The 25,486-nt window shown below is 72.7% G+C and carries 30 protein-coding genes; 17 read left to right on the top strand and 13 right to left on the bottom strand.

Going from position 1 to position 25,486, the window contains the following annotated elements:
* Window positions 1–9 precede the first annotated feature (9 nt).
* Both CTE05_RS10885 and CTE05_RS10880 read left to right on the top strand, forming a co-directional pair.
* The gene (locus CTE05_RS10885; RefSeq protein ID WP_146846149.1) at window positions 10–1,071 is read left to right on the top strand and encodes a 3-isopropylmalate dehydrogenase; all 1,062 of its coding nucleotides are present in this window, start codon (window positions 10–12) and stop codon (window positions 1,069–1,071) included.
* A 95-nt stretch (window positions 1,072–1,166) separates the two neighbouring features.
* Window positions 1,167–2,285: a branched-chain amino acid aminotransferase gene (locus CTE05_RS10880; RefSeq protein WP_146846148.1), complete on the top strand. Its 1,119-nt coding sequence runs from the start codon at window positions 1,167–1,169 to the stop codon at window positions 2,283–2,285.
* An 84-nt stretch (window positions 2,286–2,369) separates the two neighbouring features.
* On the opposite strand, the gene CTE05_RS10875 is transcribed toward CTE05_RS10880, so the two are convergent.
* On the bottom strand, window positions 2,370–2,975 hold the full coding sequence (locus CTE05_RS10875) for a DUF6069 family protein (RefSeq protein ID WP_246123529.1): 606 nt from the start codon (window positions 2,973–2,975) through the stop codon (window positions 2,370–2,372).
* Window positions 2,976–3,331: 356 nt separating this feature from the next.
* Between CTE05_RS10875 and cimA the strand changes: the two genes are divergently transcribed.
* The 3 genes from cimA to lplAB all read left to right on the top strand — a co-directional run bounded on the left by cimA (window position 3,332) and on the right by lplAB (window position 6,964).
* Complete coding sequence (gene cimA, locus CTE05_RS10870) at window positions 3,332–4,954, top strand: citramalate synthase (protein WP_146846147.1); 1,623 nt, start codon at window positions 3,332–3,334, stop codon at window positions 4,952–4,954.
* Between the two features lie 88 nt (window positions 4,955–5,042).
* Window positions 5,043–5,882, top strand: coding sequence for a sensor domain-containing protein (locus tag CTE05_RS10865; RefSeq protein ID WP_146846146.1), 840 nt, complete (start codon window positions 5,043–5,045; stop codon window positions 5,880–5,882).
* Window positions 5,883–5,905: 23 nt separating this feature from the next.
* Window positions 5,906–6,964, top strand: a complete 1,059-nt coding sequence (lplAB, locus tag CTE05_RS10860; RefSeq protein WP_146846145.1) for a lipoate-protein ligase LplAB — start codon at window positions 5,906–5,908, stop codon at window positions 6,962–6,964.
* A 2-nt stretch (window positions 6,965–6,966) separates the two neighbouring features.
* Here lplAB and CTE05_RS10855 read toward each other — a convergent pair whose 3' ends face one another.
* The 6 genes from CTE05_RS10855 to ybaK all read right to left on the bottom strand — a co-directional run bounded on the left by CTE05_RS10855 (window position 6,967) and on the right by ybaK (window position 9,775).
* Window positions 6,967–7,272: a DUF202 domain-containing protein gene (locus CTE05_RS10855; protein WP_146846144.1), complete on the bottom strand. Its 306-nt coding sequence runs from the start codon at window positions 7,270–7,272 to the stop codon at window positions 6,967–6,969.
* Window positions 7,269–7,643 (bottom strand): YidH family protein, encoded by a 375-nt coding sequence (locus CTE05_RS10850; protein ID WP_371863365.1) that lies wholly within the window; start codon window positions 7,641–7,643, stop codon window positions 7,269–7,271. The genes CTE05_RS10855 and CTE05_RS10850 overlap by 4 nt, the downstream gene beginning before the upstream one ends.
* Before the next feature lie 16 nt (window positions 7,644–7,659).
* Window positions 7,660–8,094, bottom strand: coding sequence for a hypothetical protein (locus CTE05_RS10845; protein WP_146846142.1), 435 nt, complete (start codon window positions 8,092–8,094; stop codon window positions 7,660–7,662).
* Window positions 8,081–8,275, bottom strand: coding sequence for a helix-turn-helix transcriptional regulator (locus CTE05_RS10840; protein WP_056592550.1), 195 nt, complete (start codon window positions 8,273–8,275; stop codon window positions 8,081–8,083). Before CTE05_RS10840 ends, CTE05_RS10845 begins: the two co-directional genes overlap by 14 nt.
* 298 nt (window positions 8,276–8,573) lie before the next feature.
* Window positions 8,574–9,278, bottom strand: coding sequence for a YggS family pyridoxal phosphate-dependent enzyme (locus tag CTE05_RS10835; RefSeq protein WP_146846141.1), 705 nt, complete (start codon window positions 9,276–9,278; stop codon window positions 8,574–8,576).
* Window positions 9,275–9,775 carry a Cys-tRNA(Pro) deacylase gene (ybaK, locus tag CTE05_RS10830; protein WP_371863367.1) on the bottom strand — a complete coding sequence of 167 codons (501 nt, stop codon included), beginning with the start codon at window positions 9,773–9,775 and terminating at the stop codon, window positions 9,275–9,277. The genes CTE05_RS10835 and ybaK overlap by 4 nt, the downstream gene beginning before the upstream one ends.
* Before the next feature lie 76 nt (window positions 9,776–9,851).
* Between ybaK and CTE05_RS10825 the strand changes: the two genes are divergently transcribed.
* Entirely contained in the window at window positions 9,852–10,250 is a 399-nt protein-coding gene (locus CTE05_RS10825) for a YccF domain-containing protein (RefSeq protein WP_146846140.1), read from the top strand.
* A 3-nt stretch (window positions 10,251–10,253) separates the two neighbouring features.
* Here CTE05_RS10825 and CTE05_RS10820 read toward each other — a convergent pair whose 3' ends face one another.
* From CTE05_RS10820 to CTE05_RS10810, 3 genes are read right to left on the bottom strand one after another with little or no spacing between them, the layout of a single operon-like run.
* A complete protein-coding gene (locus CTE05_RS10820; protein ID WP_146846139.1) occupies window positions 10,254–10,505 on the bottom strand; it encodes a hypothetical protein in 252 nt (83 codons plus the stop codon).
* 28 nt (window positions 10,506–10,533) lie between these two features.
* Window positions 10,534–10,926: an MmcQ/YjbR family DNA-binding protein gene (locus CTE05_RS10815; protein ID WP_146846138.1), complete on the bottom strand. Its 393-nt coding sequence runs from the start codon at window positions 10,924–10,926 to the stop codon at window positions 10,534–10,536.
* A 10-nt stretch (window positions 10,927–10,936) separates the two neighbouring features.
* Complete coding sequence (locus CTE05_RS10810; protein WP_146846137.1) at window positions 10,937–13,504, bottom strand: DEAD/DEAH box helicase; 2,568 nt, start codon at window positions 13,502–13,504, stop codon at window positions 10,937–10,939.
* Between the two features lie 68 nt (window positions 13,505–13,572).
* Here CTE05_RS10810 and rnhA point away from each other — a divergent pair, with 68 nt between their 5' ends.
* The 4 genes from rnhA to CTE05_RS20285 all read left to right on the top strand — a co-directional run bounded on the left by rnhA (window position 13,573) and on the right by CTE05_RS20285 (window position 16,336).
* Window positions 13,573–14,001, top strand: a complete 429-nt coding sequence (rnhA, locus tag CTE05_RS10805) for a ribonuclease HI (RefSeq protein WP_146846211.1) — start codon at window positions 13,573–13,575, stop codon at window positions 13,999–14,001.
* 18 nt (window positions 14,002–14,019) lie between these two features.
* Window positions 14,020–14,895 (top strand): oxygenase MpaB family protein, encoded by an 876-nt coding sequence (locus CTE05_RS10800; RefSeq protein WP_246123517.1) that lies wholly within the window; start codon window positions 14,020–14,022, stop codon window positions 14,893–14,895.
* Complete coding sequence (locus CTE05_RS10795; RefSeq protein WP_146846136.1) at window positions 14,892–15,626, top strand: glutamine amidotransferase; 735 nt, start codon at window positions 14,892–14,894, stop codon at window positions 15,624–15,626. The genes CTE05_RS10800 and CTE05_RS10795 overlap by 4 nt, the downstream gene beginning before the upstream one ends.
* Before the next feature lie 77 nt (window positions 15,627–15,703).
* Complete coding sequence (locus CTE05_RS20285) at window positions 15,704–16,336, top strand: AMIN-like domain-containing (lipo)protein (protein ID WP_186814827.1); 633 nt, start codon at window positions 15,704–15,706, stop codon at window positions 16,334–16,336.
* A gap of 6 nt (window positions 16,337–16,342) precedes the next feature.
* Here the strand turns inward: CTE05_RS20285 and CTE05_RS10780 are convergent, their stop codons facing one another.
* Window positions 16,343–17,209, bottom strand: a complete 867-nt coding sequence (locus tag CTE05_RS10780; protein ID WP_146846134.1) for a 3-methyladenine DNA glycosylase — start codon at window positions 17,207–17,209, stop codon at window positions 16,343–16,345.
* 35 nt (window positions 17,210–17,244) lie between these two features.
* Here CTE05_RS10780 and CTE05_RS10775 point away from each other — a divergent pair, with 35 nt between their 5' ends.
* The 3 genes from CTE05_RS10775 (at window position 17,245) to CTE05_RS10765 (ending at window position 19,625) form a co-directional block, all read left to right on the top strand.
* A complete protein-coding gene (locus CTE05_RS10775; protein WP_146846133.1) occupies window positions 17,245–17,631 on the top strand; it encodes a DUF1304 domain-containing protein in 387 nt (128 codons plus the stop codon).
* 67 nt (window positions 17,632–17,698) lie between these two features.
* Window positions 17,699–18,253 carry an RNA polymerase sigma factor gene (locus CTE05_RS10770; protein ID WP_146846132.1) on the top strand — a complete coding sequence of 185 codons (555 nt, stop codon included), beginning with the start codon at window positions 17,699–17,701 and terminating at the stop codon, window positions 18,251–18,253.
* Entirely contained in the window at window positions 18,243–19,625 is a 1,383-nt protein-coding gene (locus CTE05_RS10765; RefSeq protein WP_146846131.1) for a hypothetical protein, read from the top strand. Before CTE05_RS10770 ends, CTE05_RS10765 begins: the two co-directional genes overlap by 11 nt.
* Here the strand turns inward: CTE05_RS10765 and CTE05_RS10760 are convergent.
* On the bottom strand, window positions 19,610–20,668 hold the full coding sequence (locus tag CTE05_RS10760) for a heparan-alpha-glucosaminide N-acetyltransferase domain-containing protein (protein ID WP_146846130.1): 1,059 nt from the start codon (window positions 20,666–20,668) through the stop codon (window positions 19,610–19,612). The two genes, CTE05_RS10765 and CTE05_RS10760, sit on opposite strands and share 16 nt — an antisense overlap.
* Window positions 20,669–20,770: 102 nt before the next feature.
* On the opposite strand from CTE05_RS10760, the gene CTE05_RS10755 reads away from it, so the two are divergent.
* Genes CTE05_RS10755 through CTE05_RS10740 form a run of 4 tightly spaced genes read left to right on the top strand, consistent with a single transcriptional unit; the run spans window position 20,771 to window position 24,630 of the window.
* Complete coding sequence (locus tag CTE05_RS10755) at window positions 20,771–21,592, top strand: methyltransferase domain-containing protein (RefSeq protein ID WP_146846129.1); 822 nt, start codon at window positions 20,771–20,773, stop codon at window positions 21,590–21,592.
* 14 nt (window positions 21,593–21,606) lie between these two features.
* A complete protein-coding gene (locus CTE05_RS10750; protein WP_146846128.1) occupies window positions 21,607–22,392 on the top strand; it encodes a fumarylacetoacetate hydrolase family protein in 786 nt (261 codons plus the stop codon).
* 10 nt (window positions 22,393–22,402) lie between these two features.
* Complete coding sequence (gltX, locus tag CTE05_RS10745) at window positions 22,403–23,902, top strand: glutamate--tRNA ligase (RefSeq protein WP_146846127.1); 1,500 nt, start codon at window positions 22,403–22,405, stop codon at window positions 23,900–23,902.
* Window positions 23,902–24,630, top strand: coding sequence for an HAD family hydrolase (locus tag CTE05_RS10740; RefSeq protein ID WP_146846126.1), 729 nt, complete (start codon window positions 23,902–23,904; stop codon window positions 24,628–24,630). The genes gltX and CTE05_RS10740 overlap by 1 nt, the downstream gene beginning before the upstream one ends.
* 103 nt (window positions 24,631–24,733) lie before the next feature.
* Here the strand turns inward: CTE05_RS10740 and CTE05_RS10735 are convergent, their stop codons facing one another.
* Window positions 24,734–25,474: a class I SAM-dependent methyltransferase gene (locus CTE05_RS10735; RefSeq protein ID WP_146846125.1), complete on the bottom strand. Its 741-nt coding sequence runs from the start codon at window positions 25,472–25,474 to the stop codon at window positions 24,734–24,736.
* Window positions 25,475–25,486: the final 12 nt, after the last annotated feature.

Raw genomic sequence — 25,486 nt, 5'->3', positions numbered from 1 at the left:
GCTCGCTCCATGGTCGACACCACTGCTGCCCGGGACATCCGCCTCGCCGTCGTCGCTGGTGACGGCATCGGCACGGAGGTCGTCGAGCAGGGCCTGCTCGCGCTGGACACGGCGCTGCACGGCAGCGGGGTCACGGTCTCGACGACGGACTTCGACCTGGGCGCCCGCCGCTACCACGCGACCGGCGAGACCCTCACGGACACCGACCTCGCGGCCATCCGCGCGCACGACGCCATCCTGCTGGGCGCCATCGGTGACCCGAGCGTCCCGTCCGGCGTGCTCGAGCGGGGGCTGCTGCTCAAGCTGCGCTTCGCGCTGGACCACTACGTCAACCTGCGCCCGAGCCGCCTGTACCCGGGCGTGACCTCCCCGCTGGGCAATCCCGGCGAGATCGACTTCGTCGTGGTCCGCGAGGGTACCGAGGGCCCGTACGTGGGCAACGGCGGCGCCATCCGTGTGGGCACCCCGCACGAGGTGGCCAACGAGGTCAGCGTGAACACCGCGTTCGGCGTCGAGCGCGTGGTCCGGGACGCCTTCGCGCGCGCCGCGGCCCGTCCGCGCAAGAAGCTCACGCTCGTGCACAAGCACAACGTGCTCGTGCACGCCGGCCACCTGTGGCGCCGCACGGTCGAGGCCGTGAACGCCGAGTTCCCCGACGTGACGGTCGACTACCTGCACGTGGACGCGGCGACCATCTTCCTGGTCACCAACCCCGCGCGGTTCGACGTCATCGTCACCGACAACCTGTTCGGCGACATCCTCACCGACCTCGCCGCAGCCATCACCGGCGGCATCGGGCTGGCGGCGTCGGCCAACATCAACCCGGACCGCACCGCGCCCAGCATGTTCGAGCCCGTGCACGGCTCGGCGCCGGACATCGCGGGCCAGGGCAAGGCGGACCCGACGGCCACCGTGCTGTCCGTCGCGCTGCTGCTCGAGCACCTCGGGCTGCCGGAGGCCGCGGCGCGCGTCGAGAAGGCCGTCGCCGACGACATCGCCGAGCGCGGGACCGACCGAGTACGGTCGACGGCCGAGGTGGGCAAGGACCTCGCCGCGCGCATCGCCGGCTGAGCCGCGTCCTCGTCGGCGGAGCGCAACGTTCCGCCTGTCACCCGGCCGTCCCCACCGGTACCGTCAAACCTGACTCTGGTGAAAGGCCCCCGCACATGAGCACTCTCACGAACCCCACGACTCCGTCCTCTGTCGACCTCTTCGAGATCACCCGGACCGACGCCCCCGTCCCCGACGAGCAGCGCGAGGCAGCGCTCGCGTCGCCGAAGTTCGGCACCGTGTTCACCGAGCACATGGCCCGCATCACGTACTCGAACGAGTCCGGCTGGACCGGTCGTCGCGTCGAGAAGTACGGGCCGCTGCTGATGGACCCGGCGACGGCCGTGCTGCACTACGGCCAGGAGATCTTCGAGGGCATGAAGGCGTACCGCCACGCCGACGGCTCGGTGTGGACGTTCCGGCCGCGCGACAACGCCGCCAGGTTCACGCGTTCCGCCCGCCGGCTGGCGCTGCCCGAGCTGCCCGAGGAGGACTTCCTCGGCGCGATCGAGGCGCTCGTCGCGACCGACCTGGCCTGGGTGCCGTCGGGCGAGGAGACGAGCCTGTACCTGCGCCCGTTCATGTACGCCTCCGAGACGTTCCTGGGCGTGCGGCCGACGCTGGAGGCGGAGTTCCTCGTCATCGCGTCGCCGGTCGGGCCGTACTTCGCCGGTGGTGTGCGACCGGTGTCCATCTGGGTGGACCAGGAGTACCACCGCGCCGGCGCCGGCGGGACGGGTGCCGCCAAGTGCGGCGGCAACTACGCCGCGAGCCTCCTCCCGCAGCAGCTGGCCTACGCCAAGGGCTTCGAGCAGGTGTGCTTCCTCGACGCGTCGACCAACACGCAGCTCGAGGAGCTGGGCGGGATGAACGTGTTCGTCGTGCACGCCGACGGCAGCGTGGCCACGCCCCCGGTGTCGGGCTCGATCCTCGAAGGCGTGACGCGGTCCTCCATCCTGCGGCTCCTCACGGACGCGGGCCACGAGGTGTCCGAGCGGCAGATCCCGCTGACGGAGCTGCGCGAGGGCCTCGCCGACGGGTCGGTGCGCGAGGTGTTCGCGTGCGGGACCGCCGCCGTCATGACTCCCATCGGCCGGCTGGCCAGCGACGACTTCGACCTCACCGTCGGGGACGGTGCGGCCGGCCCGGTGACGACGCGCATCCGCGCCGAGCTCACGGACATCCAGTACGGGCGCGCGACCGACCGGCACGGCTGGCTGCACCGCCTGGCGTAGTGGCCGCCGGCCTGGCCGCGTACGGCCTCGCCACGAGCCCGCGACCCCGTTCCTGCGGGGTCGCGGGCGCGGGCGATCAGCTGATCAGTCGACGAGGGTCCCGGGGCGCAGGGTGCGGCTGAGGACGCCCAGCAGGAGCGTCCAGATCGCGATCCCGATGACGGCGTTGACCAGCCCGGACGCGATCGCCGACTCGAGCACGTCGGTCCACGTCAGGGGCAGCAGCGCCGCGGTCAGGGTGCCCAGGAACATGATCCAGCCGAAGAACGCGCGCGGCTTGGGGGTGGACAGCACCAGCACGTGCAGCAGGCCGCCGGCGAGGACCGAGCAGAGCACGCCTCCGACGACGTACGCGGCACCCGTGGACTCCGTCCCGAAGACGTCCTTGACGACGAGCTCGATGTCGAGGATCTGGTCGACGATCAGCACCCCGACCAGCCCGATCAGGGCCGTCACCAGCGCGGTGGCCACGACGCCGGCCCAGAACCTCCCGGCGTCGATCGACGGTCCGGTCGGGACGGCAGCCACCGGGGCGGCGGCGACGGGCACGGGCTGCACAGGAGCCGGCTGCACCGCCGCGGGGTAGACCATCGTCGGGTCCGCGACCGGCGCCGGTGCGGGCGGCGGCGTCGGCGGTGTCTGGTGCGGGTAGGCGGACTGGCGCTCCGGCGGGGGAGTGGGGGTGGACATCGCTGCCTCCTGGAGGTCGACCGACCTGCGCGCCGCCGGTGACGACACGGGCCAACGCTAGCGAATCGGACATCCGCTCGCGCGGACGCGCCTGACCTGGGCGTCCAAGGGATGGAACACGTGACCGCGGATGGTGACGTGTGCCACCATGCACGGGTGACCCGCTCCTCCCTCATTATCGAGTAGCGCGTCGGCCCACCAGCTGACGCGCAGACCTCCCGTACCCCGGGGGGTCTTTTTGTTGGTCGGAGCACCACCCCCGCCCCGGCTACCGTCGACTGCACCGGCACACCCCCGCCGGCTCCTCCCGAACAGCAGCAACGACGTCGCCCGTCCCGCACCGAAGAGAGCACATCGTGTCCGTCCCCAGCAGCACCCCGTTCCAGGTCTACGACACGACCCTGCGCGACGGCGCCCAGCAGGAGGGGATGAACCTCTCCGTCGCCGACAAGCTGGCGATCGCACCCCTGCTCGACGAGCTCGGTGTCGGCTTCATCGAGGGTGGCTGGCCGGGCGCGGTGCCCAAGGACACCGAGTTCTTCAAGCGGGCCGCCAAGGAGCTGGACTTCCGCAACGCGGAGCTGGCCGCGTTCGGCAGCACCCGCAAGGCGGGGACGCGGGCGGTCGACGACCCGCAGGTCCGTGCGCTCGTCGACTCCGAGGCCCCGGTCGTCGCGCTCGTCGCCAAGCACGACCTGCGGCACGCGGAGCGCGCGCTGCGGACCACCGGCGACGAGAACATCGCGATGATCGCGGACACCGTCGCGTTCCTCGTGCGCGAGGGGCGCCGGGTGGTCGTCGACGCCGAGCACTTCTTCGACGGCTACCGGTTCGACCCCGCGTACTCGCGCGCCGCGGTGCTCGCCGGGTTCGAGGCGGGAGCCGAGGTCGTGGCGCTCTGCGACACGAACGGGGGCATGGTCCCCACGTGGGTCGCGGAGATCGTGCACGAGATCCGCGGGGCCGTCGGTCCCGACGCCGTGCTCGGCATCCACGCGCACAACGACTCCGGCTGCGCCGTCGCCAACACGCTCGCCGCGGTCGAGGCCGGGTGCACGCACGTCCAGGGCACCGTCAACGGGTACGGCGAGCGCACCGGCAACGCCGACCTGCTCGCCGTCGTCGCCAACCTCCAGCTCAAGTACGGGCTGCCCGTGCTCAAGGTGACGGACGACCTGCCGGGCGGGCTGCCGGAGCTGACCCGGATCGCGCACGCCATCAGCGAGATCACGAACATCTCGCCGTTCGCCCGCTCGCCGTACGTCGGCGCCAGCGCGTTCGCGCACAAGGCCGGCATCCACGCGTCCGCCATCAAGGTGGACCCCGACCTCTACCAGCACATCGACCCCGCGGACGTCGGCAACGACATGCGGATGCTGATCTCCGACATGGCGGGCCGCGCGTCGATCGAGCTGAAGGGCCGCGAGCTGGGCTTCGACCTGAGCGGCCGCCCCGAGCTGCTCGGCAGGGTCACGGACCGCGTCAAGGACGCCGAGGCCAACGGGTACACCTACGAGGCGGCCGACGCGTCGTTCGAGCTGCTCCTGCTCGAGGAGATCGACGGCCACCGCCCGCAGTACTTCCGGGTCGAGTCGTGGCGGACCATCGTCGAGCGCAGCGGCGGCCGCGGGACGCCCGCGACGGCCGAGGCGACCGTCAAGCTGCACGCCGGCGGGGAGCGTGTCGTGAGCACGGGTGAGGGCAACGGGCCCGTCAACGCACTCGACCACGCCCTGCGGCACGCCCTCGTCCGGGTCTACCCCGAGCTCGAGACGTTCGAGCTCATCGACTTCAAGGTCCGCATCCTCGACTCGATGCACGGCACCGACGCGGTCACGCGCGTGCTGATCGAGATGACCGACGGGCAGAGCTCGTGGAGCACGGTGGGTGTCGGTCCGAACCTCCTGGAGGCGTCGTGGGAGGCGCTCACCGACTCCGCCATCTGGGGCCTGCGCCACAACGGCGTGACACCTCGCTGAACTTCATCCCTGCGCTGTCGGCCGTCGCGGCTTAGCCTCGGAGGACCGGCCGCTGCAGCGCGGCCGCCGACGTGCGGAAGGAGCGGTCGTGTCCGGCAGTACGCCGCCGCCCGACGCCGGACCTGGGCGGTCTCGTGCCGGCTGGTGGTGGCTGCTCGTCGCCGTCCTCGCGATCGCCCTGGTCACCGCGCTCGTCGCCCAGCCGTGGGCGCCCGTGGAGACCGAGCCGACGCCGACGGTCACGGTCACCGCCACCGAGCCGGACGCGGAACCGACCACGCAGTCGCCGTCCGTCCCGCCCCCCGGGTCGGACGCGATGTTCGACGGGACGTCGGCACCGCGGCTGTTCGTCACCTCGGCGGAGCTGCTCGCGGACGTCCCGGCGGCCGAGCCCGAGGTGCAGCCGCTGATCACGTCGGGCCAGCTGCCGTGGGGCCTGCCCGCGGGTTCGACCGTCGAGCCGCCGGAGTGCACGATCGCGGTGACCGTCGTGACCACGCCGCCCCCCTGGTTCGACGCTCTCATGTGGGGCAACGACGCGATGTCGTTCGAGCAGGAGGTCCTCCTGCTGCCCGACCCGGCCGCGGCGCGTGAGGCGTTCCGCGCCCTCGTGACCGCCGTCGACGCGTGCCCCGAGTACAGCCAGCTCAACCCCGACATCGACGGTGCCACCTGGACGGCCGAGCCCGCGATCGAGGGACAGGCGGTCTACCCGTCCATCGTGCAGGAGATCGTGCACCTCGCCGAGGGCTCCGAGGTGCCCGGGTTCCGAGGCCACATGCTCGTCGGCAACGCCATCGTCACGTGGACCGCCGAGGCGCTCACCGCGGGCGACGCGGACGAGGCGCGCGCGACCCTCGGCGACGCGGCGAGCCTGTCCGCGATGGTCCAGGACCAGGCCCAGTCGGCCGTGCGGTCGCTCGGCTGACCGGGGCGCCTACGCTGGGCGGCGTGCACGGTGAGTACAAGGTCCCCGGCGGCAAGCTCGTCGCGGTCGACCTCGACGTGGTGGACGGCCTCCTGGCCGGGGTGAGCGTCAGCGGCGACTTCTTCCTCGAGCCCGACGAGGCGCTCCCGGTGCTCTCGTCGGCCCTCGACGGGCTGCCCCGGGACACCCCGGTGAGCCGGCTCGCCGAGGCCGTCACCGCAGCGCTCGTGCGGCAGGAGCAGCCGATCACGATGGTCGGCTTCGACGCCCACGCGGTCGCGGTCGCGGTCCGGCGGGCGCTCGGCTGGTCGACCGGCTGGGGCGACCACACGTTCGAGATCCTCCACCCCGGGCCGCTGCCCCCGGCCCTGCACACGGCGCTCGACCAGGTGCTCACCGAGGAGCTCGCGGCGGGGCGGCGTGGCCCGACCCTGCGGTTCTGGGAGTGGGTCGATCCCGCGGTGATCATCGGGTCGTTCCAGTCGTTGCGCAACGAGGTGGACCTCGAGGCGGCGGAGCGCCACGGCATCACGGTGGTCCGGCGGATCTCCGGCGGCGGGGCGATGTTCATGGAGGCGGGGAACTGCATCACGTTCTCGCTGGTGGTGCCGGCCTCTCTGGTCGACGGGATGTCGTTCGAGGACTCCTACGCGTTCCTCAACGAATGGGTGCTGGGCGCGCTCGCGGACGTCGGCGTGCAGGCGTACACCAGCGGTCTGAACGACATCGCGTCGGTGGCGGGCAAGCTCGCCGGCTCGGCGCAGAAGCGGGTCGTCGGTGGCGCCGTGCTGCACCACGTGACCATGGCCTACGACATCGACGCCGACAAGATGCTCGAGGTGCTCAGGATCGGCCGCGAGAAGCTGTCGGACAAGGGGACGGCGAGCGCGAACAAGCGGGTCGACCCCGTGCGCTCGCAGACGCAGCTGCCCCGCGACGAGGTGATCGGCGCGTTCGCCGCGCACTTCCGGGCGCGCTACCCGTCGGTCGACGGCGAGCTGCGGCCCGAGGAGCTGGCCCGCGCGACCGACCTGATGCGGACCAAGTTCACCGACCCGTCCTGGACCGCCCGCGTGCCCTGACGTCAGGGACCGTGGAGCACCACGAACGCCAGGGCGGCGACGCCGATGACGAGGACCCCCGCGGTGCTCGCCGCGACGAGCCGCCCACCCGGGGGCAGGGCGCCGCTGACGAGGTGCCGACGGTGCGAGACCGAGGCCAGCGCCACGGCCACGACGACGGCGACCGCGGCGAGGCTCCAGGAGGCCGGCCCGACGAACTCCTGCAGGAGGTGGGACGCCGCGAGCCCGCCCCCCGTCAGCCCGATGGCGGTGCGGCGCCACGCCAGGTGCGTGCGCTCGGCGGCGAGCGTGGGAGGGGGCTCGGTCACGCCGTCGCCAGTCCTGCGAGCACGAGGACACCGGCCACGACGACGCCGATGACGAGCAGGCCGAACGCGGACGGCGCCGGGAGCGACGTGCCCAGCCGGACGGCGCGCTCGGCACGGGCCCAGCCGAGCCAGGCCAGGGCCGGGGCGAGGACGCCGAGGGCGACCAGGACGAGCGCGGCGGCGAACCGCAGGTCCGGCTGCACGGGCAGAGCGAGCGCCTCCAGCGCCACGCCGCCGGCCAGCAGCGCGAGCGAGGTGCGGATCCACGCGAGGAACGTCCGCTCGTTGGCCAGCGAGAACCGTGCGTCCGGGTCGGTCCCCGTGCCGTACACCCAGCGGGGGAACCGGCGCTCGTCGCTCATGGTGCCCATCCTGCCGTGCGGGCGGTCAGGTCCGCCGCGACAGCAGGACGAAGGCTGCGACGAGCACGGCGATCAGGAAGGCCTCGATGGCACCGATGACGGTCGACCCGTCCGCACCCAGCGCGACCGCGACGAGGCCGATCGCGTTGGCGAGGAACGCGGCGAGCCCGACCCAGGCCAGCGACGCGGTGAGGATCGCACTGTCGCGCTCGTCGGCGGTGCCCAGCAGGATGCGGCCGAACTCGCCGTCCGCGGACGGGCCACGACGCTTGGCGCGCCAGCGGACGACGACGGCGAGGGCGGTCACCGCGAGCCCGCCGACGAGGGCGCCGGCGGCCGTGTCGGGCTGGCCCGCCAACGTGAACACGAGCCACATGACGCCCACGGCCACGAGCCCGCAGCCGAAGGCGACGAGGAATCGTGCGTCGGACAGGGAGCGCTTGGTCTCAGGCGTCGACATGGAAGATCTCCTCGATCGTCGTGCGGAAGTAGCGGGCCACCGCGAACGCGAGCGGCAGCGAGGGGTCGTAGCGACCGTTCTCCAGCGAGTTCACGGTCTGGCGGGAGACCGACAGCGCCTCGGCGAGGGCCGCCTGCGAGAGTCCGGCCTCCTCGCGCAGTCGGCGGATGTCGTTCTTCATCGGGCGCTCGCGGGCGTCGTGACCGCGGGGGCGTCCCGGGGGTCGGGGGTGTTCACGAAGGGCCTCCGTTGACAAGCGTGCTTGACATGACAAGCGTGCTTGACAGCCTTCCCGCTGTCAAGCCCGCTTGTCATGGACGCGCGTATCAGAAGGTGTGGTCAGCCCTCTTGACCTGCATGGACCTCGACCGAGAGCTGCGCCGCCTCACCGTGCTGCACGCCCGCGAGCGCGCCGTCGTGCGCCGGCGCGCACCCGCCTCCGCGGTCCGCACCGCGCAGGTCGTGCTGCTGCGCGGGGGCTACCTGGGTCGGGCGCCGAAGACCGCGCTGCCGACGCGGACCAGGGTCGCACCCTCCGCGACCGCCAGCTCCAGGTCCCCGCTCATGCCCATGGACAGCTCCGTCGCGGTCTGAGTCCCCGCGGCCACGACCTCGTCCCGCAACGACCGCAGGAGCGCGTAGCCCGCCCTCACGGCGGCGGCGTCGTCCGAGCGGGCACCCACCGTCATGAGCCCAGCCACCCGCACGTGGGGCAGTGCGGCGACGGCCCCGGCCAGTGCGACGGCCTCGGACGGCGCCACGCCGTGCTTGGACTCCTCGCCCGACACGTTGACCTGCAGGTAGACGTCCAGGGTGCTGCTCGTGCGTGCGGAGAGGCGCTCCGCGAGGTCCAGCGACTCGACCGACTCGATGCACGACGCCCAGCGCAGGGCGGCGTTGACCTTGTTGGACTGCAACGGCCCGATCAGGTGCAGCGACGCCAGCCCGTCCAGCGACGGCCCCTTGGCGACGAGCTCCTGCACGCGGTTCTCGCCGACCAGCACGGCGCTGAGCGTGGGGTCGGCTGCACGCGCCCGGGCGTCGGCCGCGAGGGCCTCGAGGACGAGGTCGACGGGCTGGGTCTTGGTCGCCAGCAGCAGGCGGACGTCCGCGGGGTCCCGGCCGGCGTCGAGGGCGGCCTGCGCGACCCGTCGTCGGACGTCGGCGAGCCGGTCGGCGATCACGGGTCGGACCGTGCGATGTCGGCGACGGTCGCCGACGTGAGCCGGACCAGGTCGTCGGGGGAGAGCTCGACGTCGAGGCCCCGCCGGCCACCGGAGACCAGGACGGTGTCGAAGAGCCACACGGTCTCGTCGAGCACGGTGGGATGCGGCGAGCGCTGGCCGAGCGGAGAGATGCCGCCGACGACGTAGCCGGTGGCGCGCTCGGCGTCCTGCTTGGGCGCCATGGAGGCGCGCTTGCCCCCGACGGCCTGCGCGAGCGCCTTGAGGTCGAGCTGCCCGGTCACCGGCACGACGGCGACCGTGAGGGTGCCGTCCACGACCGTCATGAGCGTCTTAAACACCTGCTCCGCCGGGACACCGAGCGCGGCCGCCGCCTCCAGGCCGTACCCGAGGGTGCTGGCCGGGTCGTGCGAGTACGTGTGCGCCGTGTGCGCGACGCCCGCCGCCGTCAGCGCGACCAGCGCGGGAGTCCCCGTGGGGGCATGCTCCTTCTTCACCACGGAGCCACGATAGGGGCGGATCAGGGTCCTCCCCGGATACCGTCCGCAGCCGCGTCGGGTGCAGGCTGGGCCCGTGAAGACCCTGCTCAACATCATCTGGCTCGTGCTCGCCGGCTTCTGGCTGGCCGTCGGCTACGTCCTCGCCGGCATCATCTGCTGCATCCTCATCATCACGATCCCGTTCGGCATCGCGTCGTTCCGGATGGCCAGCTACGCGCTGTGGCCGTTCGGCCGGACCGTGGTGGACAAGCCGACCGCGGGCGCGTTCTCGGTCATCGGCAACATCATCTGGGTGATCGTCGCCGGGTGGTGGCTGGCGCTGATGCACATCATCACCGGCATCGCGGAGGCGATCACGATCATCGGCATCCCGCTGGCCCTGGCCAACTGGAAGATGGTGCCCATCTCGCTGTTCCCGCTGGGCAAGCAGATCGTCCCGTCCGACCGGCTGATGGCGGCCTACGGGCAGTGACGCCTACCGGCCGGTGACGAGCACGATCAGCAGGTAGATCAGCGTCCCGGCGGCGACGCCGGTGCTCGCCGCGTACCAGGTGGCCGGGTTCTTGTTGCGGGCCTGGAGCACCATGCCGGTGACCACGAGCGCGATGGCAGCGACGATCGTGAGGATGCCGAGCACCCAGATCGCGGACACGAGCGCTGCGACCAGGCAGACGAGGAACACGAAGCGCGGCGACCGCGTGCGGCGCGCGGGGGCGTCTGTGGGCATGCGCGAACCGTAACCCGGCGGGACCGCGTCAGGCCGGTCCGTCCGGGTGGCTCGCCAGCCACGCCTTCGCGACGCGCTTCGGCGCCTGCGTCAGCCACGCCTCGACGACCAGGTCCCGGAGCTCGTCGGTGTCGATCGCGTCGAGCCGCGCGAGGATCGCCGGGTACCCGTCGAAGTGCGGCGTCACGAAGTACACGTCGGGGAGCCGCGCGAGGAGCTCCTCCTTGGCGTCGAGGTCGGGAACGCGAGCACCGAGGATCGGACCCTCGGGGGCCGCCGAGCCCAGCGCCTGGTGGTGCACCGCACGCAGCGGACGGTCCCAGACGAGTGGCTTCTTCCCGACGCGCCAGCTGCGCTCGGGCTGCTCCGAGGTCTCGGGCAGGGCCGCCACGGCTGCTCGCACGTCGTCCCACGTGGCCATGACGGCCAACCTACGACAGGTCGCCCAGGGGTCCCACGGCCACGATCCGCAGCTGCACCTCGCCGGTCTCGTCGGAGCCCGCCAGGTCGACGGCCGCGTCGATGCGCCAGTCGTGGTCGCCCTCGGGGTCGTCGAGCAGCTGGCGCACCTGCCAGGTCCCTCGACCGGGCGTCACCTGGAACAGCGCCGGACCGCGGGCCGGGGCGCCGGTGAGGATCTCGTCGTGCTCGTCGTAGAACGGGTCCAGCGCGGTCCGCCAGCGGTCGGCGTCCCAGGCGTTCCCGTCCGCGTCGAGGTCACCGAGCTGCGCGAGCCCTCCGTAGAACTCGCGTGCGGCCAGCTCGACGCGACGGAACAGCGCCCCGCGCACGAGCGCCCGGAACACGCGCGGGTTGGCCGTGATCGGCTCGGGGACGTCCTCGTCGATCCCGCCGGGGGCGTCGGCGCCGTGCTCGTCCAGCGGGTTGCTCAGCCGCTCCCACTCGTCGAGGAGGCTCGAGTCGGTGCGGCGGACCAGGTCGCCCAGCCACTCGATGATCTCCCAGAGCTCCTCGGTGCGGGCCTCCTCCGGGACCGTCTGCCGCAGTGCCCGGTAGGCGTCCGCGAGGTAGCGCAGCAGGACGCCCTCGGTGCGGTCCAGCTGGTAGAACGCGACGTACTCCGCGAAGCTCATCGCCCGCTCGTGCATGTCCCGGACCACGGACTTGGGGGACAGGGCGAGGTCCGCGACCCACGGGTTGGTCTGCCGGTAGGTGACGAACATGGCCTCCAGCAGCTCGGCGAGCGGCTTGGGGTAGCCGACGTCCTCGAGCAGGGCCATGCGCTGGTCGTACTCGAGCCCGTCCGACTTCATCTGGGCGACGGCTTCGCCGCGGGCCTTGTTCTCCTGTGCGGACAGAACCTGCCGGGGGTCGTCGAGGGTGGCCTCGATGACGGACACGACGTCGTGCGCGTAGGCCGGGTCGTCACGGTCGAGCAGGTCGAGCGCCGCGTACGCGAACGGCGACAGCGCCTGGTTGAGCGCGAAGTTCGGCGCCAGCTCCGCCGTGAGCTGCACGGCCCGGCGACGCCCGTGCGGCGCGGTCGGGTCCTCGACCCAGGGGCGCTCGATCACGCCGGCCGCGCGTAGCGACCGGTAGACCGCGATCGCCCGCCGGACGTGCCGACCCTGGGCGCCGACCGGCTCGTGGTTGTCGGTCAGCAGCTTCGTCATCGCCGCCACGGGGTCGCCCTCGCGCGCCAGCACGTGCAGCACCATCGCGTGCGACACCGCGAAGCTGCTGGTCAGCGGTTCGGGCGGGGCGTCGCGGAGGCGCTCGAACGTCTTGTCGGTCCAGTTGACGTGACCCTCCGGCGCCCTCTTCCGGATGATCTTCTTCAGCTTGCGGGGGTCGTCGCCGGCCTTCTCCAGCAGCTTGCGGTTCTCGATCACGTGCTCCGGCGCCAGGATGATGACCTCACCGACGGTGTCGAAGCCCGCCCGCCCGGCGCGGCCGGAGATCTGGTGGAACTCGCGCGCGGACAGGTGCCGCATGCGGACGCCGTCGTACTTGACCAGGCTGGTCAGCAGCACGGTCCGGATGGGGACGTTGATGCCGACGCCGAGCGTGTCCGTGCCGCAGACCACCGGCAGCAGCCCGCGCTGGGTGAGGCGCTCGACCACCCGGCGGTACTTCGGCAGCATCCCCGCGTGGTGCACGCCGACCCCGTGCCGGAGCAGCCGGTTCAGCGTCTTGCCGAAGCCCGGCCCGAAGCGGAACCCCGCGATCTCGTCGGCGATCCGGTCCCGCTGCTCCCGGCTGGCCAGCGGCGTCGACATGAGCGACTGCGCCCGCTCGACGGCCTCCTTCTGCGTGAAGTGCACGACGTAGACCGGGGCGCGACGGGTCTTCACCAGCTCGTCGAGGAGCTCGTGCAGCGGCTCGACCGCGTAGGAGAACGTCAGGGGGACGGGCCGTTCGGCGTTCGCGATGACCGCGACCGGCTGGTGCGTGCGCCGCGTCAGGTCCTCGGCGAAGAACCCGACGTCGCCGAGGGTGGCGGACATGAGCACGAACTGGACCTTCGTCAGCTCCAGCAGCGGCACCTGCCACGCCCAGCCGCGCTGCGGGTCGGCGTAGAAGTGGAACTCGTCCATGACGACCTGGCCGACGTCCGCGCCGTCGCCGTCCCGCAGGGCCACGTTGGCGAGGATCTCGGCCGTGCAGCAGATGATCGGGGCCCCCGGGTTGACCGCGGAGTCGCCCGTCATCATCCCGACGTTCGCCGACCCGAACGCCTCGACGAGCGCGAAGAACTTCTCGCTGACCAGCGCCTTGAGCGGGGCGGTGTAGTACGTCCGTCGGCCCTGGGCCAGCGCGACGAAGTGCGCGGCGACCGCGACGAGCGACTTCCCCGAGCCGGTCGGCGTCGACAGGATCACGTGCGCGCCCGTGACCAGCTCGAGCAGCGCCTCGTCCTGGTGCGGGTACAGCGTGAGCCCCTGGTCGGTCGCCCAGTCGGTGAACGCCTCGTACAGCGCGTCGGGGTCGGTGGGGTCGGCGGGGATGCGATCGGCGAGGCTGGCAGGGCTTGTCATGTTGCGTCGATGGTCCCACGCGCGCCGCGTCTAGGGTGTGGGCCGTGAGCGAGCGACCGACCGTGGAGATGTGGACCGACGGGGCCTGCAAGGGCAACCCGGGCGTCGGCGGCTGGGGCGCCTGGATGCGGTACGGCGTGCACGAGCGCGAGCTGTTCGGCGGCGAGCCCCTCACCACCAACAACCGCATGGAGCTCACCGCGGTGATCGAGGGCCTCCGGGCACTGACCAAGCCGTGCGACGTGGTCCTGCACGTCGACTCGCAGTACGTGATGAACGGCGTCACGAAGTGGCTCGCGGGCTGGAAGCGCAACGGCTGGCGGACCGGTGACAAGAAGCCCGTGAAGAACCAGGAGCTGTGGGAGGCCCTCGACGCCGAGGTCGCCCGGCACACGGTCAGCTGGGTGTGGGTCAAGGGCCACGCGGGCGACCCGGGCAACGAGCGCGCCGACGAGCTGGCCAACCGCGGCGTCGAGCAGGTGCGGGCCCGGGCCTGACGGCCGCAGGATGGGGACGTGAGCCCCCTGAAGTTGATGCGCGACCGCGCCGGCACGTCCCTGTTCCTGCGCGTCGCCGGACCGGATGGTCTGGCCAGCCGCGAGCGCATCCACGGCACGCCCGGACCGCGCTGGTTCCCTCCGGGGTCCCCGATCCGGACCGTGCACGGCGACGCGTCGATGTTCGTCGGCGGGATGCGGGCCCTGCTCCTGCAGTCCCTGCACCCGGCCGCGATGGCGGCGGTCGCGGCGCACTCCGGCTACCGCGGCGACCCGTGGGGCCGGCTCGCCCGGACGAGCACGTTCATCGCCACGACCACGTTCGCCACCATCGACGACGCCACCGCCATGATCGACCGCGTCCGCAGCGTGCACGACCGCATCCGCGGGGTCACGCCCGAGGGGATCGAGTACGCGGCCGGAGACCCGACGCTGCTGCGCTGGGTCCACGTCGCCGAGGTCGACAGCTTCCTGCGGGCGCACCGCGTGTACGGCCAGCGTCCGCTCGACCTGGCCGGTGCCGACGAGTACCTCGCGCAGGCGGCGCGGGTGGCGGTCGCGCTCGGTGCCGAGCGGGTGCCGGAGTCGGTGGCCGAGCTGGAGAAGGCCCTCGACGAGTTCCGGCCGGTCCTCGGCCCGTCCGCGGCCGCGCGTGACGCCGCCGACTTCCTCCTGCACGAGCCGCCGGTGCCGCGCTCCCTACGGCCGGGCTACAGCCTGCTCGCCCGGGCGGCCGTCGCGTCGATGCCGGCCTGGTCGTTCGACCTGCTGGGACTGGGGCGCCCCGGCCCGGTCGGTCTGCGCGCGGCCCGCACCGCCGGCGCGGTCGCGACCCGGTCCATCCGGTGGATGCTCGGACCCGACGACGCCAGCCGGGTGGCGGGCGTCGGATGAGCCGCTTCCTGCTGCTCAGCTCGCGTGCGCAGGACGTCGCGGCCGACGGCGAGTACGCGGCCTTCCTGAGGTTCAGTGGTCTGCGCTCCGACGAGCTGGAGCGGGTGCGCATGGAGCAGGCGTCGTTCCTGCCCGTCGCGCTCGACGACTACGACGGTGTGCTGGTGGGTGGCAGCCCGTACGACGCGAGCACCCCCGAGGACAGGAAGTCGGCTGCGCAGCGTCGCGTCGAGGCCGAGATGTCGAGCCTCCTCGACGAGATCGTCGACCGGGACCTCCCGTTCCTCGGCGCCTGCTACGGCGTCGGCACGCTCGGGGTGCACCAGGGCGGGGTCATCGACCGGACGTACGCCGAGCCGATCAGCGCCGTCACGATCACGCTCACGGACGCCGGGCGGCAGGACCCGCTGCTCGCGTCGCTGCCGGAGTCGTTCGACGCGTTCGTCGGGCACAAGGAGGCGTGCAGCGTGCTCCCGCCCGACGCGGTCCTGCTCGCGTCGTCCCCGACGTGTCCCGTGCAGATGTTCCGCGTGCGCCAGAACCTCTACGCGACACAGTTCCACCCCGAGCTCGACCTGCCCGGCATCATCACGCGCATCGGCGTCTACCGCGACTACGGCTACTTCCAGCCGAAGGAGCACGACGAGGTGGTCGCTGGGGTGCGCGGCGCGGACGTCTGGGCGCCCTCGCGGATCCTGGAGGCGTTCGTGCGCCGGTACGGGTCGCGTTGAGCCGGGCGTCGTCGCGTCTTGCCCGCACCGGGAGGTCCCGAGCCCTACGGTTCAGGGAGGCCATCCGAGGAGGACCCATGATCCGACCCCTGGCAGCGCTGGTCGCCGTCGGCGCGACGCTGCTGCTCGCGTCGTGCGCGGACCAGGCACCTCCCGCGACGTCGTCGACGACCACCCCGCCCACGACGTCGCCCGCGCCGAGCGCCTCGGAGGCGGTGACGCCGAGCCCCACGCAGGACGCGACGACGGACGAGCCGGTCCCGTTCCCGGCGGACACCGCACCGGACGAGCAGGCCGCCTCCGCGGACGCCGCGCTGACCCTCACCGACGTGACGACAGGCCGGCACCCGGGGTACGACCGGGTGGTCTTCCGGTTCGACGGGACGGGCTCACCCGGGTGGATGGTCCGGTACGTCGAGGCCGCGACCGACGACCCCGCCGACACCGTCCTGGACGTCCCGGGCGACGGCACCCTGCAGGTGGTCGTGCTCGGGGTGCAGCTGCCGTACACGACAGGCATCGAGGAGTGGGACGGGCCGAACCCGATCCTGACGCCGGACTACGCGGTGCTGCGCGCGGTCGACGTGCGTGGCCAGTTCGAGGGGCAGCACCTCGCGTTCCTCGGCGCCGCGACCGCGGACCACCCGTTCCGGGTCTTCGGGCTCACCGACCCGACCCGCGTGGTGGTGGACGTCCGGCACGACGGCTGACCCTCGTCAGCCGAGCAGCGCCTCGCACACCACGACCAGCCGCTCGCGCAGCACGTTCCCCCGGGAGGCGAACACGCGCTGCCGCGCGACGTACTCGGCCTTGCCCTCGGAGGTCTCGATCGCGACCGGGTCGAGGCCGTAGGAGGTCACGTCGTACGGGGAGGCCCGCATGTCGAGCGTGCGGATGTCCCGCGCGAGCTCGAAGCAGTCGAGCAGCAGGGTCCCGGGCACGGCGGGACCCAGCTTGGTCGCCCACTTGTAGACGTCCATCCCGGCGTGCAGACAGCCCGGCTGCTCCATCGTGGTCATCGACCCGCGGGTGGGTCGCAGCGTGTTGAGCTCGACCGCGTCGGAGGTGAAGAACCGGTAGGCGTCGAAGTGGGTGCAGCGGATCCGGTGGGTCTCGACGACGGCGTCCGTGCCCGCCGGGCCGAGGCGCAGCGGGAGCGGGTGGCGGTGCTCGTCGGTCTCCCGGTACACCATCGCCCACTCGTGCAGCCCGAAGCAGCCGGTCTGGGCGGGCCGGCCGAGGGTCGCGGTCAGCAGGCCGTGGATGAACCGCACGGCGTCGCCGCGGTCCGCGAGGAAGGCCTCGGCGTCGAGCGCCACGGCGTCCTCGTCGGCCCGGTACCAGCGCCACCGGGTGTGCGGGGCGGGCAGCTCCAGCGCGACGCCGACGCCGGGGTGCCAGCGGCGCAGGGCGGCGGGCGTCACCGGGTAGTACTCGAAGAGGAAGTCCTCGATCGCGTGCTTCTGCTGACGGGACCGGCGCTCGCGGCGTCCGGCGGTGAACGCGTCGGCCCGCTCCGCGTGCGCGGCGGATAGCGACTGCCAGGTCGCGGCGTCGAGCACGGGTGCAGCGGTCACGTGCATGTCACCAGGGTAGGCGAGGCTGACAGACTGCCTCCGTGGTCATCCTCGCGTCGGTCTTCGCCGTCCTCGCCGCCCTGCTGCACGTCCTCTTCTTCGTGTACGAGTCGGTGATGTTCGAGCGCCCCGAGGTGCACGCGCGGTTCCGCACACGCACCGAGGACGTCCCGGCGGTGCAGCCGTGGGCCTACAACCAGGGCTTCTACAACCTGTTCCTCGCGATCGGGGCGCTGGTCGGCGTCGCGCTCGCGCTGGCCGAGGAGGAGACGGTCGGCCTCGCGCTGGTCCTGCTGGCGTGCGGGTCGATGCTCGCAGCCGCCGTCGTGCTCGTCGCGACGAACCGCGCCATGGCCCGCGCCGCGGCGACCCAGGGCACCTTCCCGTTGCTCGCCGTCGTCTTCTCGGTGGTCGCCCTCCTCGCGTAGACCCCAACGCGACAGCGGGCGACAGGCGTTGTGGGTTCAGGACGTCGTCGTCGAAGGGGTGCGTGGGGTGAGCAGACGCTGGGAGGACCTGCTGGAGCAGGTCGCTCGTGAGCGCTACCAACGGCTGGTGGCGCACGCGACGCTCGTGTCGGCGTCGCCGTCCGACGCGCAGGACCTCGTGCAGGAGTCGCTGATCGCGGCGTTCTCCGGACGGGCACGGTTCGGGTCCGTCGAGCAGGCCGAGGCGTACGTCCGCCGAGCCATCGCGACCCGCGCGGTCGACGCCGGGCGGCGCAGGACGCGCGAGGCACGCCTCCTCGCGCGGGCCGCCGCGCAGACGCCGCACACCGTGCTCGACACCGACCGGCTCCCCGGCGCGGACGTGGTCCGGGCGCTCGCGACCCTCAGCCCACGGGAGCGCGCGTGCGTCGTGCTCCGGCAGATGGAGGACCTCTCCGTCGTCGAGACCGCCTCCGTCCTCGGTCTGTCCGAGGGCGCCGTCAAGCGGTACACGTCCGACGGGCTCACGCGCCTGAACGCGCAGCTCGGCAGCACGACCGATGCCGGTGAGCGGATCGCCGTGCGGACCCTGGACACGACGGAGGTGCGCCATGAGCGATGAGCTGCACGCCCTGCTCTCCCGGGCGTCGAACGAGATCGAGGGGTCGGTGCCGTCGCTCGACGGGGGCCGGCTGGGCCTGGTCCGGGCCGCGGCCCGTCGTCGCCGGATCGTGCGGCGGACGGCGGAGTCCTTCGCCGGTGTCGGGGCGGTGGGTGTGCTCGGCGTCGGCCTCTGGTTCGGGCTGGGGGAGCGGGCTCCCGAGCCGGTGCCGCCCGTCGTGACGCCGACCGTCACGTCGACCCCGTCAACCAGTCCGACCCCCACGCCGACGCAGGACGCGGCACCGACGGGACCGGTGGTGCGGGAGGAGTCGATCGACGACGCCACCGTGCTCGCGCGCCTCGCCGCTCCGCGTACGGGCGAGGTGTGGCAGCAGCCGACCCTGGTCCCGGACGTCCCCGAGCTCCGGCGGATCGAGGGAGAGCCGGCTCCGGCGTACCTCGTCGGCACACGCGGCGAGGCGTCGATCTACATCACGGCCTGGGAGTTCGGGGGCTCGTGGCACGTCGACGGGTTGTTCGAGGTGGACCCGCAGGGTGCGCGCCTGATCGCGTGCCCCAGCGCGCGGACCGTCGACGCGTGCGCCCAGGAGCCGAACCACGTTCCGCCCCCGGGCGCGGTGCGGGACGTGGACACGTTCTACGACACGCTGACGCTGCCCGAGGCGGTCGACCTGGGCGACGGCTTCACGGTCACCACCACCGGGACCGCGCGCTCACCCGAGTCCGGGTTCGCGCTGTACGGAGACGCGGTCCGGATCGTCGACGCCGAGTACGAGCAGCGGGTGCTGCGCGAGCTCGGGCCGGTGGCCGTCGTCGCGCGGGTGACGTCCTCGGAGGTCTCGGGGCTGACGAACCTCACCTACGGGATCGCCACGCCGCTCGGCACGTTCGTCCGGCTCGACCCGCAGGACGTGCCCGGTGGCGAGTTCGCGGCGATCTCCTGGGACGACGGCGTCGAGCGTTCGGCCTCGGCCGACCCCGACGACGACCGCGCGCTGCGGACGGTGGCACCCGGCGGGCCCGCCTGCGCGTGGACGTCGTTCTCGCAGGCGTCGTCCCACGTGGCCGGTGACTGGCGCCCGGCCGGGACGACCCCGGGCGGTCACCGGGTCTACGTCCCCGTCGCGGGAGGCAACGCGCTCTCCCGGGCGGTGCGGGCCTGGCAGGAGGGGGCGTCCTCGACGCTCGCCCCGGAGGGGGTGCAGGGCGACGAGTACGGCGCGGTGCACGGTGCCGCCGCGGGCTACCCGTACACGACCGACGACGCGTTCCTGGAGGCGAACGCGCTGTTCGCGCTGCAGGGGCCACAAGGTGAGTGGCTGCTCGGGATGCGGTCGGACGCGCTCCACGTCGTCTACGAGTGCGCCTGATCCGCGGTCTCGGTGACGGGCGGCGGCGTCGGCAGCACGTCGGGGGCGATGTCCGCGGCCTTCGTCGACACGCGGTGCAGGACCCACTCGAACGGCCCGCGCCCGACGGAGACCACCCACAGCCAGCACAGCCCGATCGTCGTGAGGAGGAACGCGAGCCACACCTCGACCGTCGCGTCGTAGACGACACCCTGTCCGAGGATCGCGATCACGACGATGTGCACGCTGTACGCGGTGAGCGCGAGCGCCCCGACGGCCGCGAGGGGTGCGAGAACCCGCGGCCACCGGTCGGCGACGACGAGGCACCCGGAGATCACCAGCAGCGCGACGCCGACGTTCCCGACGACCTCGAACGTGGTCGACGAGTGCGGCTCGGTGGTCGCCAGCGCCGCGGGCCACCCCAGCACGTGCAGCGCGACCCACGAGCCGCCGTGGCCGAGGACCACCAGCCCGAGACCGGCCAGCGCGCCGAGGCCTCGTAGGCGAGGGGAGCGCAGGTCGCTGCGGCCGATCGCGAGCCCGACCAGCAGGTACGCCGTCCAGACGATCGCCGGGTAGTAGTGCCCGACGGTGATCTCGGTGAGCACGGTGGGCCGGGCGTCCTCGAGCGCGCGCGCGATGCCCTGGCCGATCGGCGGACCGGCGACGGCGACGACCGCGGCCGCGGTCAGGAGCGCCGCCCGCGACCAGCGCAGCGCGACGCAGCCGAGCGCGAAGAGCAGACCGTAGGTCGGCAGGATCACGACGACCGGCGTCGCCAGGACGACCAGGAGTGCCCCGAGGGCGAACAGCAGGAGGGCCCGCACCAGGATGCGCACGCGCGCCTGGACGAGCCGGGTCCCGGTCACCGGGTTCGCGCTGCCGGAGAGCAGGGCGAGCGACAGACCGGCCAGGACGACGAACAAGGCCGCCGGCCGACCGTCCGCGAGCTGCGCGAAGCCCCCAGGGGGAAACGGGCCGTCGTCGTCGGGACCGACGTGCGCGGTCATCATCCCGAGCACGGCGAGTCCCCGGGCGACGTCGATCCCCACGATGCGGCGCATGGTCGGATGCTAGCGAGCCGATCTGAGCAGCGTGATCTCGCATGTCGAAACGGTTCGTCCCGGTTATTGAACTTCGGGCCGCATCGATGATTACAGTTCGATGTGAACTCCCCGACGCACCCCGACGTGTACACCCACGGACACCACGAGTCCGTGCTGCGGTCGCACCGCTGGCGCACCGCCGAGAACTCCGCGGCGTACCTGCTGCCGGCCCTCGTCCCGGGTACTCGGCTGCTGGACGTGGGCTGCGGCCCGGGCTCGGTCACCATCGACCTGGCAGCCCGTCTGGAGCCCGGCGAGGTCGTCGGCGTCGACACCTCGGCCGCCGTCGTGGAGATCGCGCAGAAGGCCGCCGCCGACGCGGGGGCGGACAACGTGACGTTCCAGGTGGCCGACGCCTACGAGCTCCCGTTCCCCGACGACGCCTTCGACGTCGTGCACGCCCACCAGGTGCTCCAGCACCTCACCGACCCCATCGCGGCCCTGCGCGAGATGCGCCGCGTCACCCGGCCGGGCGGGGTGGTCGCGGTGCGCGACGCCGACTACTCGGGCATGACCTGGTTCCCGCAGTCGGACGGCCTGGACGAGTGGCTCGCGCTCTACCACGAGGTCACGCAGGCCAACGAGGCCGACGCGAACGCGGGCCGCAAGCTGCTCTCGTGGGTGCGCGAGGCCGGGTTCGAGCCGGACGGCATCGTGCCCAGCGCAGGTGTGTGGTGCTACGCCACGCCCGAGGACCGCACCTGGTGGGCGGGCCTGTGGGCGGACCGCTCGGTCGCCTCGAACTTCGCCGCGCAGGCCATCGCGCACGGCCTCGCCGACGAGGTCGGCCTCGAGCTCCTCGCCGACGCGTGGCGCGAGTGGGGCAAGCAGCCCGACGGCTGGTTCACGGTGCTGCACGGCGAGGTGCTCGCGCGCGCCTGAACTAGGGTGACGACGTGCGCATCGCGAGGTTCACCACCGGGGGAGACCCCCGCTACGCCCTGGTCGACGGAGCCCCTGGTTCCGAGGAGCTCGTCGTCATCACCGGGGACCCGCTCTACACCCCCGTGCAGCCCACGGGGGAGCAGATCCGGCTCGACGACGACAGCGTCCGTCTGCTGGCACCGGTCATCCCACGCTCCAAGATCATCGGCGTCGGCCGCAACTACGCCGACCACGCCGCCGAGATGGGCAACGAGCTCCCGCCCGCCCCGCTGCTGTTCCTCAAGCCGAACACGTCCGTCATCGGCCCCGACGACCCGATCGTGCTGCCCGACTGGACCGAGCACGTCGAGCACGAGGCGGAGCTGGCCATCGTGATCGGCAAGGTCACCAAGGACGTCCCGCCGGACCGCGCCCTGGACTACGTCTTCGGCTACACCGTCGCCAACGACGTCACCGCGCGCGACGCCCAGCGCGCCGACGCCCAGTGGACCCGCGCCAAGGGGTTCGACGGCTCCTGCCCGGTCGGCCCGTGGATCGTCCCGGGCCTCGACGTCGACGACCTGTACGTCCGCGCCCGCGTCAACGGCGAGACGAAGCAGGACGGCCGCACGTCGCAGATGATCTTCGACGCGGCGTACCTCGTCTCCTACGTGTCCGAGGTCTTCACGCTCCTGCCCGGTGACCTCATCCTCACCGGTACGCCCGCGGGGGTGAGCCCGATCGTGGACCGGGACATCGTCGAGGTCGAGGTCGAGGAGATCGGCACGCTGCGCAACCCGGTCCTGCGCCGCCACTAACCTGGAGCCCGTGACCTCCTCTGCCGCTGGCTCCGCTGTGCGTGTTCGTTTCTGCCCGTCGCCCACCGGTACGCCGCACGTCGGCCTGATCCGGACGGCCCTGTTCAACTGGGCGTACGCGCGCCACACGGGGGGCACGTTCGTCTTCCGCATCGAGGACACGGACGCGGCGCGCGACTCGCAGGAGTCGTACCTCCAGCTGCTCGACGCGCTGCGCTGGCTGGGCCTGGACTGGGACGAGGGCGTCGAGGTGGGCGGCCCGCACGAGCCGTACCGGCAGTCGCAGCGGATGGACCTGTACGCGGACGTGGTGCGCCGGCTGGTCGAGGGCGGGCACGCGTACGAGTCGTTCTCCACCCCCGAGGAGATCGAGGCGCGCCACAAGGCGGCCGGGCGGGACCCGAAGCTGGGCTACGACGGCGTCGACCGCGACACGACCGACGAGCAGAAGGCGGCGTTCCGCGCGGAGGGCCGCGAGCCGGTCCTGCGGCTGCGCATGCCCGACGAGGACCTGACGTTCACGGACCTGGTGCGCGGCGAGGTGACGTTCAAGGCCGGGTCGGTGCCGGACTTCGTCATCGTGCGCGCCAACGGCCAGCCGCTGTACACGCTGGTCAACCCCGTGGACGACGCCCTCATGGGCATCACGCACGTGCTGCGCGGCGAGGACCTGCTGTCGTCGACCCCCCGGCAGATCGCGCTGTACCGGGCGCTGCTGGCGATCGGCGTCGGAGCGGGCGAGCCGGTGTTCGGGCACCTGCCGTCGGTGCTGGGCGACGGCAACAAGAAGCTCTCGAAGCGGGACCCCGAGTCCAACCTGTTCCTGCACCGGGACAACGGGTTCACGCCCGAGGGCCTGCTCAACTACCTCGCGCTGCTCGGCTGGTCGATCGGGCCGGACCGGGACATCTTCACGATGGACGAGATGACGGCCGCGTTCGACGCCGCCGACGTGAACCCGAACCCCGCGCGCTTCGACGTGAAGAAGGCCGAGGCGATCAACTCGGCGCACATCCGGCTGCTCGCGCCGGAGGACTTCCGCGACCGGCTGGTCCCGTACCTGCACCGCGGGGGACTGGTCCCTACCGACTCGTACGCGGACCTGTCGGCGGAGCACCGGGCTCTGCTCGACGCGGGTGCGCCGCTCATCCAGGAGCGCATCACCCTGCTGGGCGAGGCGGTCGGCATGCTCGGCTTCCTGTTCGTGGCCGACGACGCGCTGGAGATCGCTGACGACGCCCGCGGCGCGCTGCGCGAGGAGTCCGGTGCGGTGCTCGACGCCGCAGCGGCCGCACTGTCCGGCATCGAGGACTTCACGACCGCCGCGACGCAGGAGGCGCTCCAGGCCGCGCTCGTCGACGGGCTCGGCATCAAGCCGCGGTTCGCGTTCACCCCGCTGCGCGTCGCGCTGAGCGGCCGCCGCATCTCGCCGCCGCTGTTCGAGTCGATGGAGATCCTGGGCAAGGAGTCCACGCTCGCGCGGATCGCCTCCCTGCGCGCATCGCTGTGATGCGGGTCGACGGCGTCCTCTTCGACATCGACGACACCCTCGTCGACACCCGTGGTGCGTTCGCGCACGCGCTGTCCGACGTCGCCCGTCGCTACCTGCCCGACCTCCCGCCCGAGCGGTACCCGGACCTGGTGACGGTCTGGCGTGCCGACGTCGGCGGCCACTACGCGGCGTACACCCGCGGCGAGGTCGGCTTCGACGAGCAGCGGATGACGCGTGCCAACGAGCTGCACGAGCAGTTCGGTGGGCCGGTCCTGGACGACGACGCGTTCGCCGTGTGGGACGAGTCGTTCCAGCAGGCGTTCGCGGACGCGTGGGCCGCGCACCCGGACGTCGACGCCGTCGTCGACAAGGTCCTCGCGGCAGGCCTGGCGGTCGGCGCGCTGTCCAACGCCTCCGTCGCGCTGCAGACGACGAAGCTCGAGCGGGTGTCCCTGCTCGCCCGTGTCCCGATGCTCGTGGGTGTCGACACCCTCGGCGTCGGCAAGCCGGACCCTCGGGTGTTCGTCGAGGCGTGCCGGCGGCTGGGGACCGCTCCGGAGCGCACGGCGTACGTGGGCGACGAGCTCGACGTCGACGCGGTCGCCGCCCGGGCGGCCGGGCTGCTCGGAATCTGGGTCGACCGCCCCGGCGGACGCCGCCTCCCGCTGACGGACGCGGAGATCGCCGCGGCGGACGTCAGGACGATCCACTCCCTCGACGAGCTCCCGTCGGCACTCGACCTCTGAGCGACGTCCGACCCACCCGTCGAGAACGGCAGTCTGCGACGAGAGCGGCAGTCCAGACTGCCGTCCTCGTCGCAGACTGCCGTCCTCGGTAGTGCACGACGGCTCAGCGCAGGCGCGCGCGGTAGCACTCCGTGCGGTACGGCACCTCGATCCACTCGCGGCCCCGCAGGTCCGGGTGGGTGGCGACGAGCTCGTCGATCTCGTCGAGCAGCGCGTCGCGCTCGTCGGGCGGCAGCAGGATGAGGTGGCTGCGGCTCGCGGCGAGGGTGCGCAGGTCGGCGGTGCGCAGTGGCTGACCCCAGTGGAAGGTGGCGTGCTCCGGCGCGGTGAACGCGTCGCCGAGCTGCGGGTCGCGGTAGCTCGTCTCCAGGCTGTCCCCGCGGTGCACGATCTCCGTCCACCGGGCCACCCAGTCCGTCTCCTGGTCGCGCACGTTCCAGAGCGCCGCGACCTGGCCACCGGGGCGCAGGACGCGGGCGATCTCCGCGGACGCGCGCGGCGGGTCCACCCAGTGCCACGCCTGCGCGATGGTCACGGCGTCGACGGAAGCGTCCGGCAGGCCGGTGCGTTCGGCGGTCCCCGGGCGGGCCTCGACGGCGGGCAGGACGGCGGTCAGCTCCGCGCGCATCGCGTCCGAGGGCTCGACGGCGACGACGTGCCAGCCGAGCGCGACGAGCCGCTGCGTCAGCTTGCCCGTGCCGGCGGCCAGGTCGAGGACGTCGCGTGCGTCCGCCGGCACCGACCAGCGGACGGCGTCGTCGGGGTAGCTCGGGCGGGTGGCCTGGTAGACGGCCGCGGCCCGGTCGAACGACGCGGCGCGCTCGTCACGGTCGTCGGTGCTCATGCACCGATCGTG

This window comes from Cellulomonas terrae (assembly GCF_007990265.1).
GTDB classification, from domain to species: Bacteria; Actinomycetota; Actinomycetes; order Actinomycetales; family Cellulomonadaceae; genus Cellulomonas; species Cellulomonas terrae.
This window is presented reverse-complemented; position numbering and strand designations above follow the sequence as displayed.

Bases quoted from the DNA above. Each gene is read 5' to 3' on its own strand.
- CTE05_RS10820 (WP_146846139.1), bottom strand. From the start codon at position 10,505: ATGCCCACAGACGCCCCCGCGCGCCGCACGCGGTCGCCGCGCTTCGTG.
- CTE05_RS10780 (WP_146846134.1), bottom strand. From the start codon at position 17,209: ATGCACGTGACCGCTGCACCCGTGCTCGACGCCGCGACCTGGCAGTCG.
- CTE05_RS10740 (WP_146846126.1), top strand. From the start codon at position 23,902: ATGCGGGTCGACGGCGTCCTCTTCGACATCGACGACACCCTCGTCGAC.
- CTE05_RS10815 (WP_146846138.1), bottom strand. From the start codon at position 10,926: ATGGCCACGTGGGACGACGTGCGAGCAGCCGTGGCGGCCCTGCCCGAG.
- rnhA (WP_146846211.1), top strand. From the start codon at position 13,573: ATGTGGACCGACGGGGCCTGCAAGGGCAACCCGGGCGTCGGCGGCTGG.
- CTE05_RS10810 (WP_146846137.1), bottom strand. From the start codon at position 13,504: ATGACAAGCCCTGCCAGCCTCGCCGATCGCATCCCCGCCGACCCCACC.
- CTE05_RS10795 (WP_146846136.1), top strand. From the start codon at position 14,892: ATGAGCCGCTTCCTGCTGCTCAGCTCGCGTGCGCAGGACGTCGCGGCC.
- CTE05_RS10845 (WP_146846142.1), bottom strand. From the start codon at position 8,094: ATGTCGACGCCTGAGACCAAGCGCTCCCTGTCCGACGCACGATTCCTC.
- CTE05_RS20285 (WP_186814827.1), top strand. From the start codon at position 15,704: ATGATCCGACCCCTGGCAGCGCTGGTCGCCGTCGGCGCGACGCTGCTG.
- CTE05_RS10850 (WP_371863365.1), bottom strand. From the start codon at position 7,643: ATGGGCACCATGAGCGACGAGCGCCGGTTCCCCCGCTGGGTGTACGGC.
- CTE05_RS10840 (WP_056592550.1), bottom strand. From the start codon at position 8,275: ATGAAGAACGACATCCGCCGACTGCGCGAGGAGGCCGGACTCTCGCAG.
- CTE05_RS10875 (WP_246123529.1), bottom strand. From the start codon at position 2,975: ATGTCCACCCCCACTCCCCCGCCGGAGCGCCAGTCCGCCTACCCGCAC.
- CTE05_RS10760 (WP_146846130.1), bottom strand. From the start codon at position 20,668: ATGCGCCGCATCGTGGGGATCGACGTCGCCCGGGGACTCGCCGTGCTC.
- CTE05_RS10880 (WP_146846148.1), top strand. From the start codon at position 1,167: ATGAGCACTCTCACGAACCCCACGACTCCGTCCTCTGTCGACCTCTTC.
- CTE05_RS10885 (WP_146846149.1), top strand. From the start codon at position 10: ATGGTCGACACCACTGCTGCCCGGGACATCCGCCTCGCCGTCGTCGCT.
- CTE05_RS10765 (WP_146846131.1), top strand. From the start codon at position 18,243: ATGAGCGATGAGCTGCACGCCCTGCTCTCCCGGGCGTCGAACGAGATC.
- CTE05_RS10735 (WP_146846125.1), bottom strand. From the start codon at position 25,474: ATGAGCACCGACGACCGTGACGAGCGCGCCGCGTCGTTCGACCGGGCC.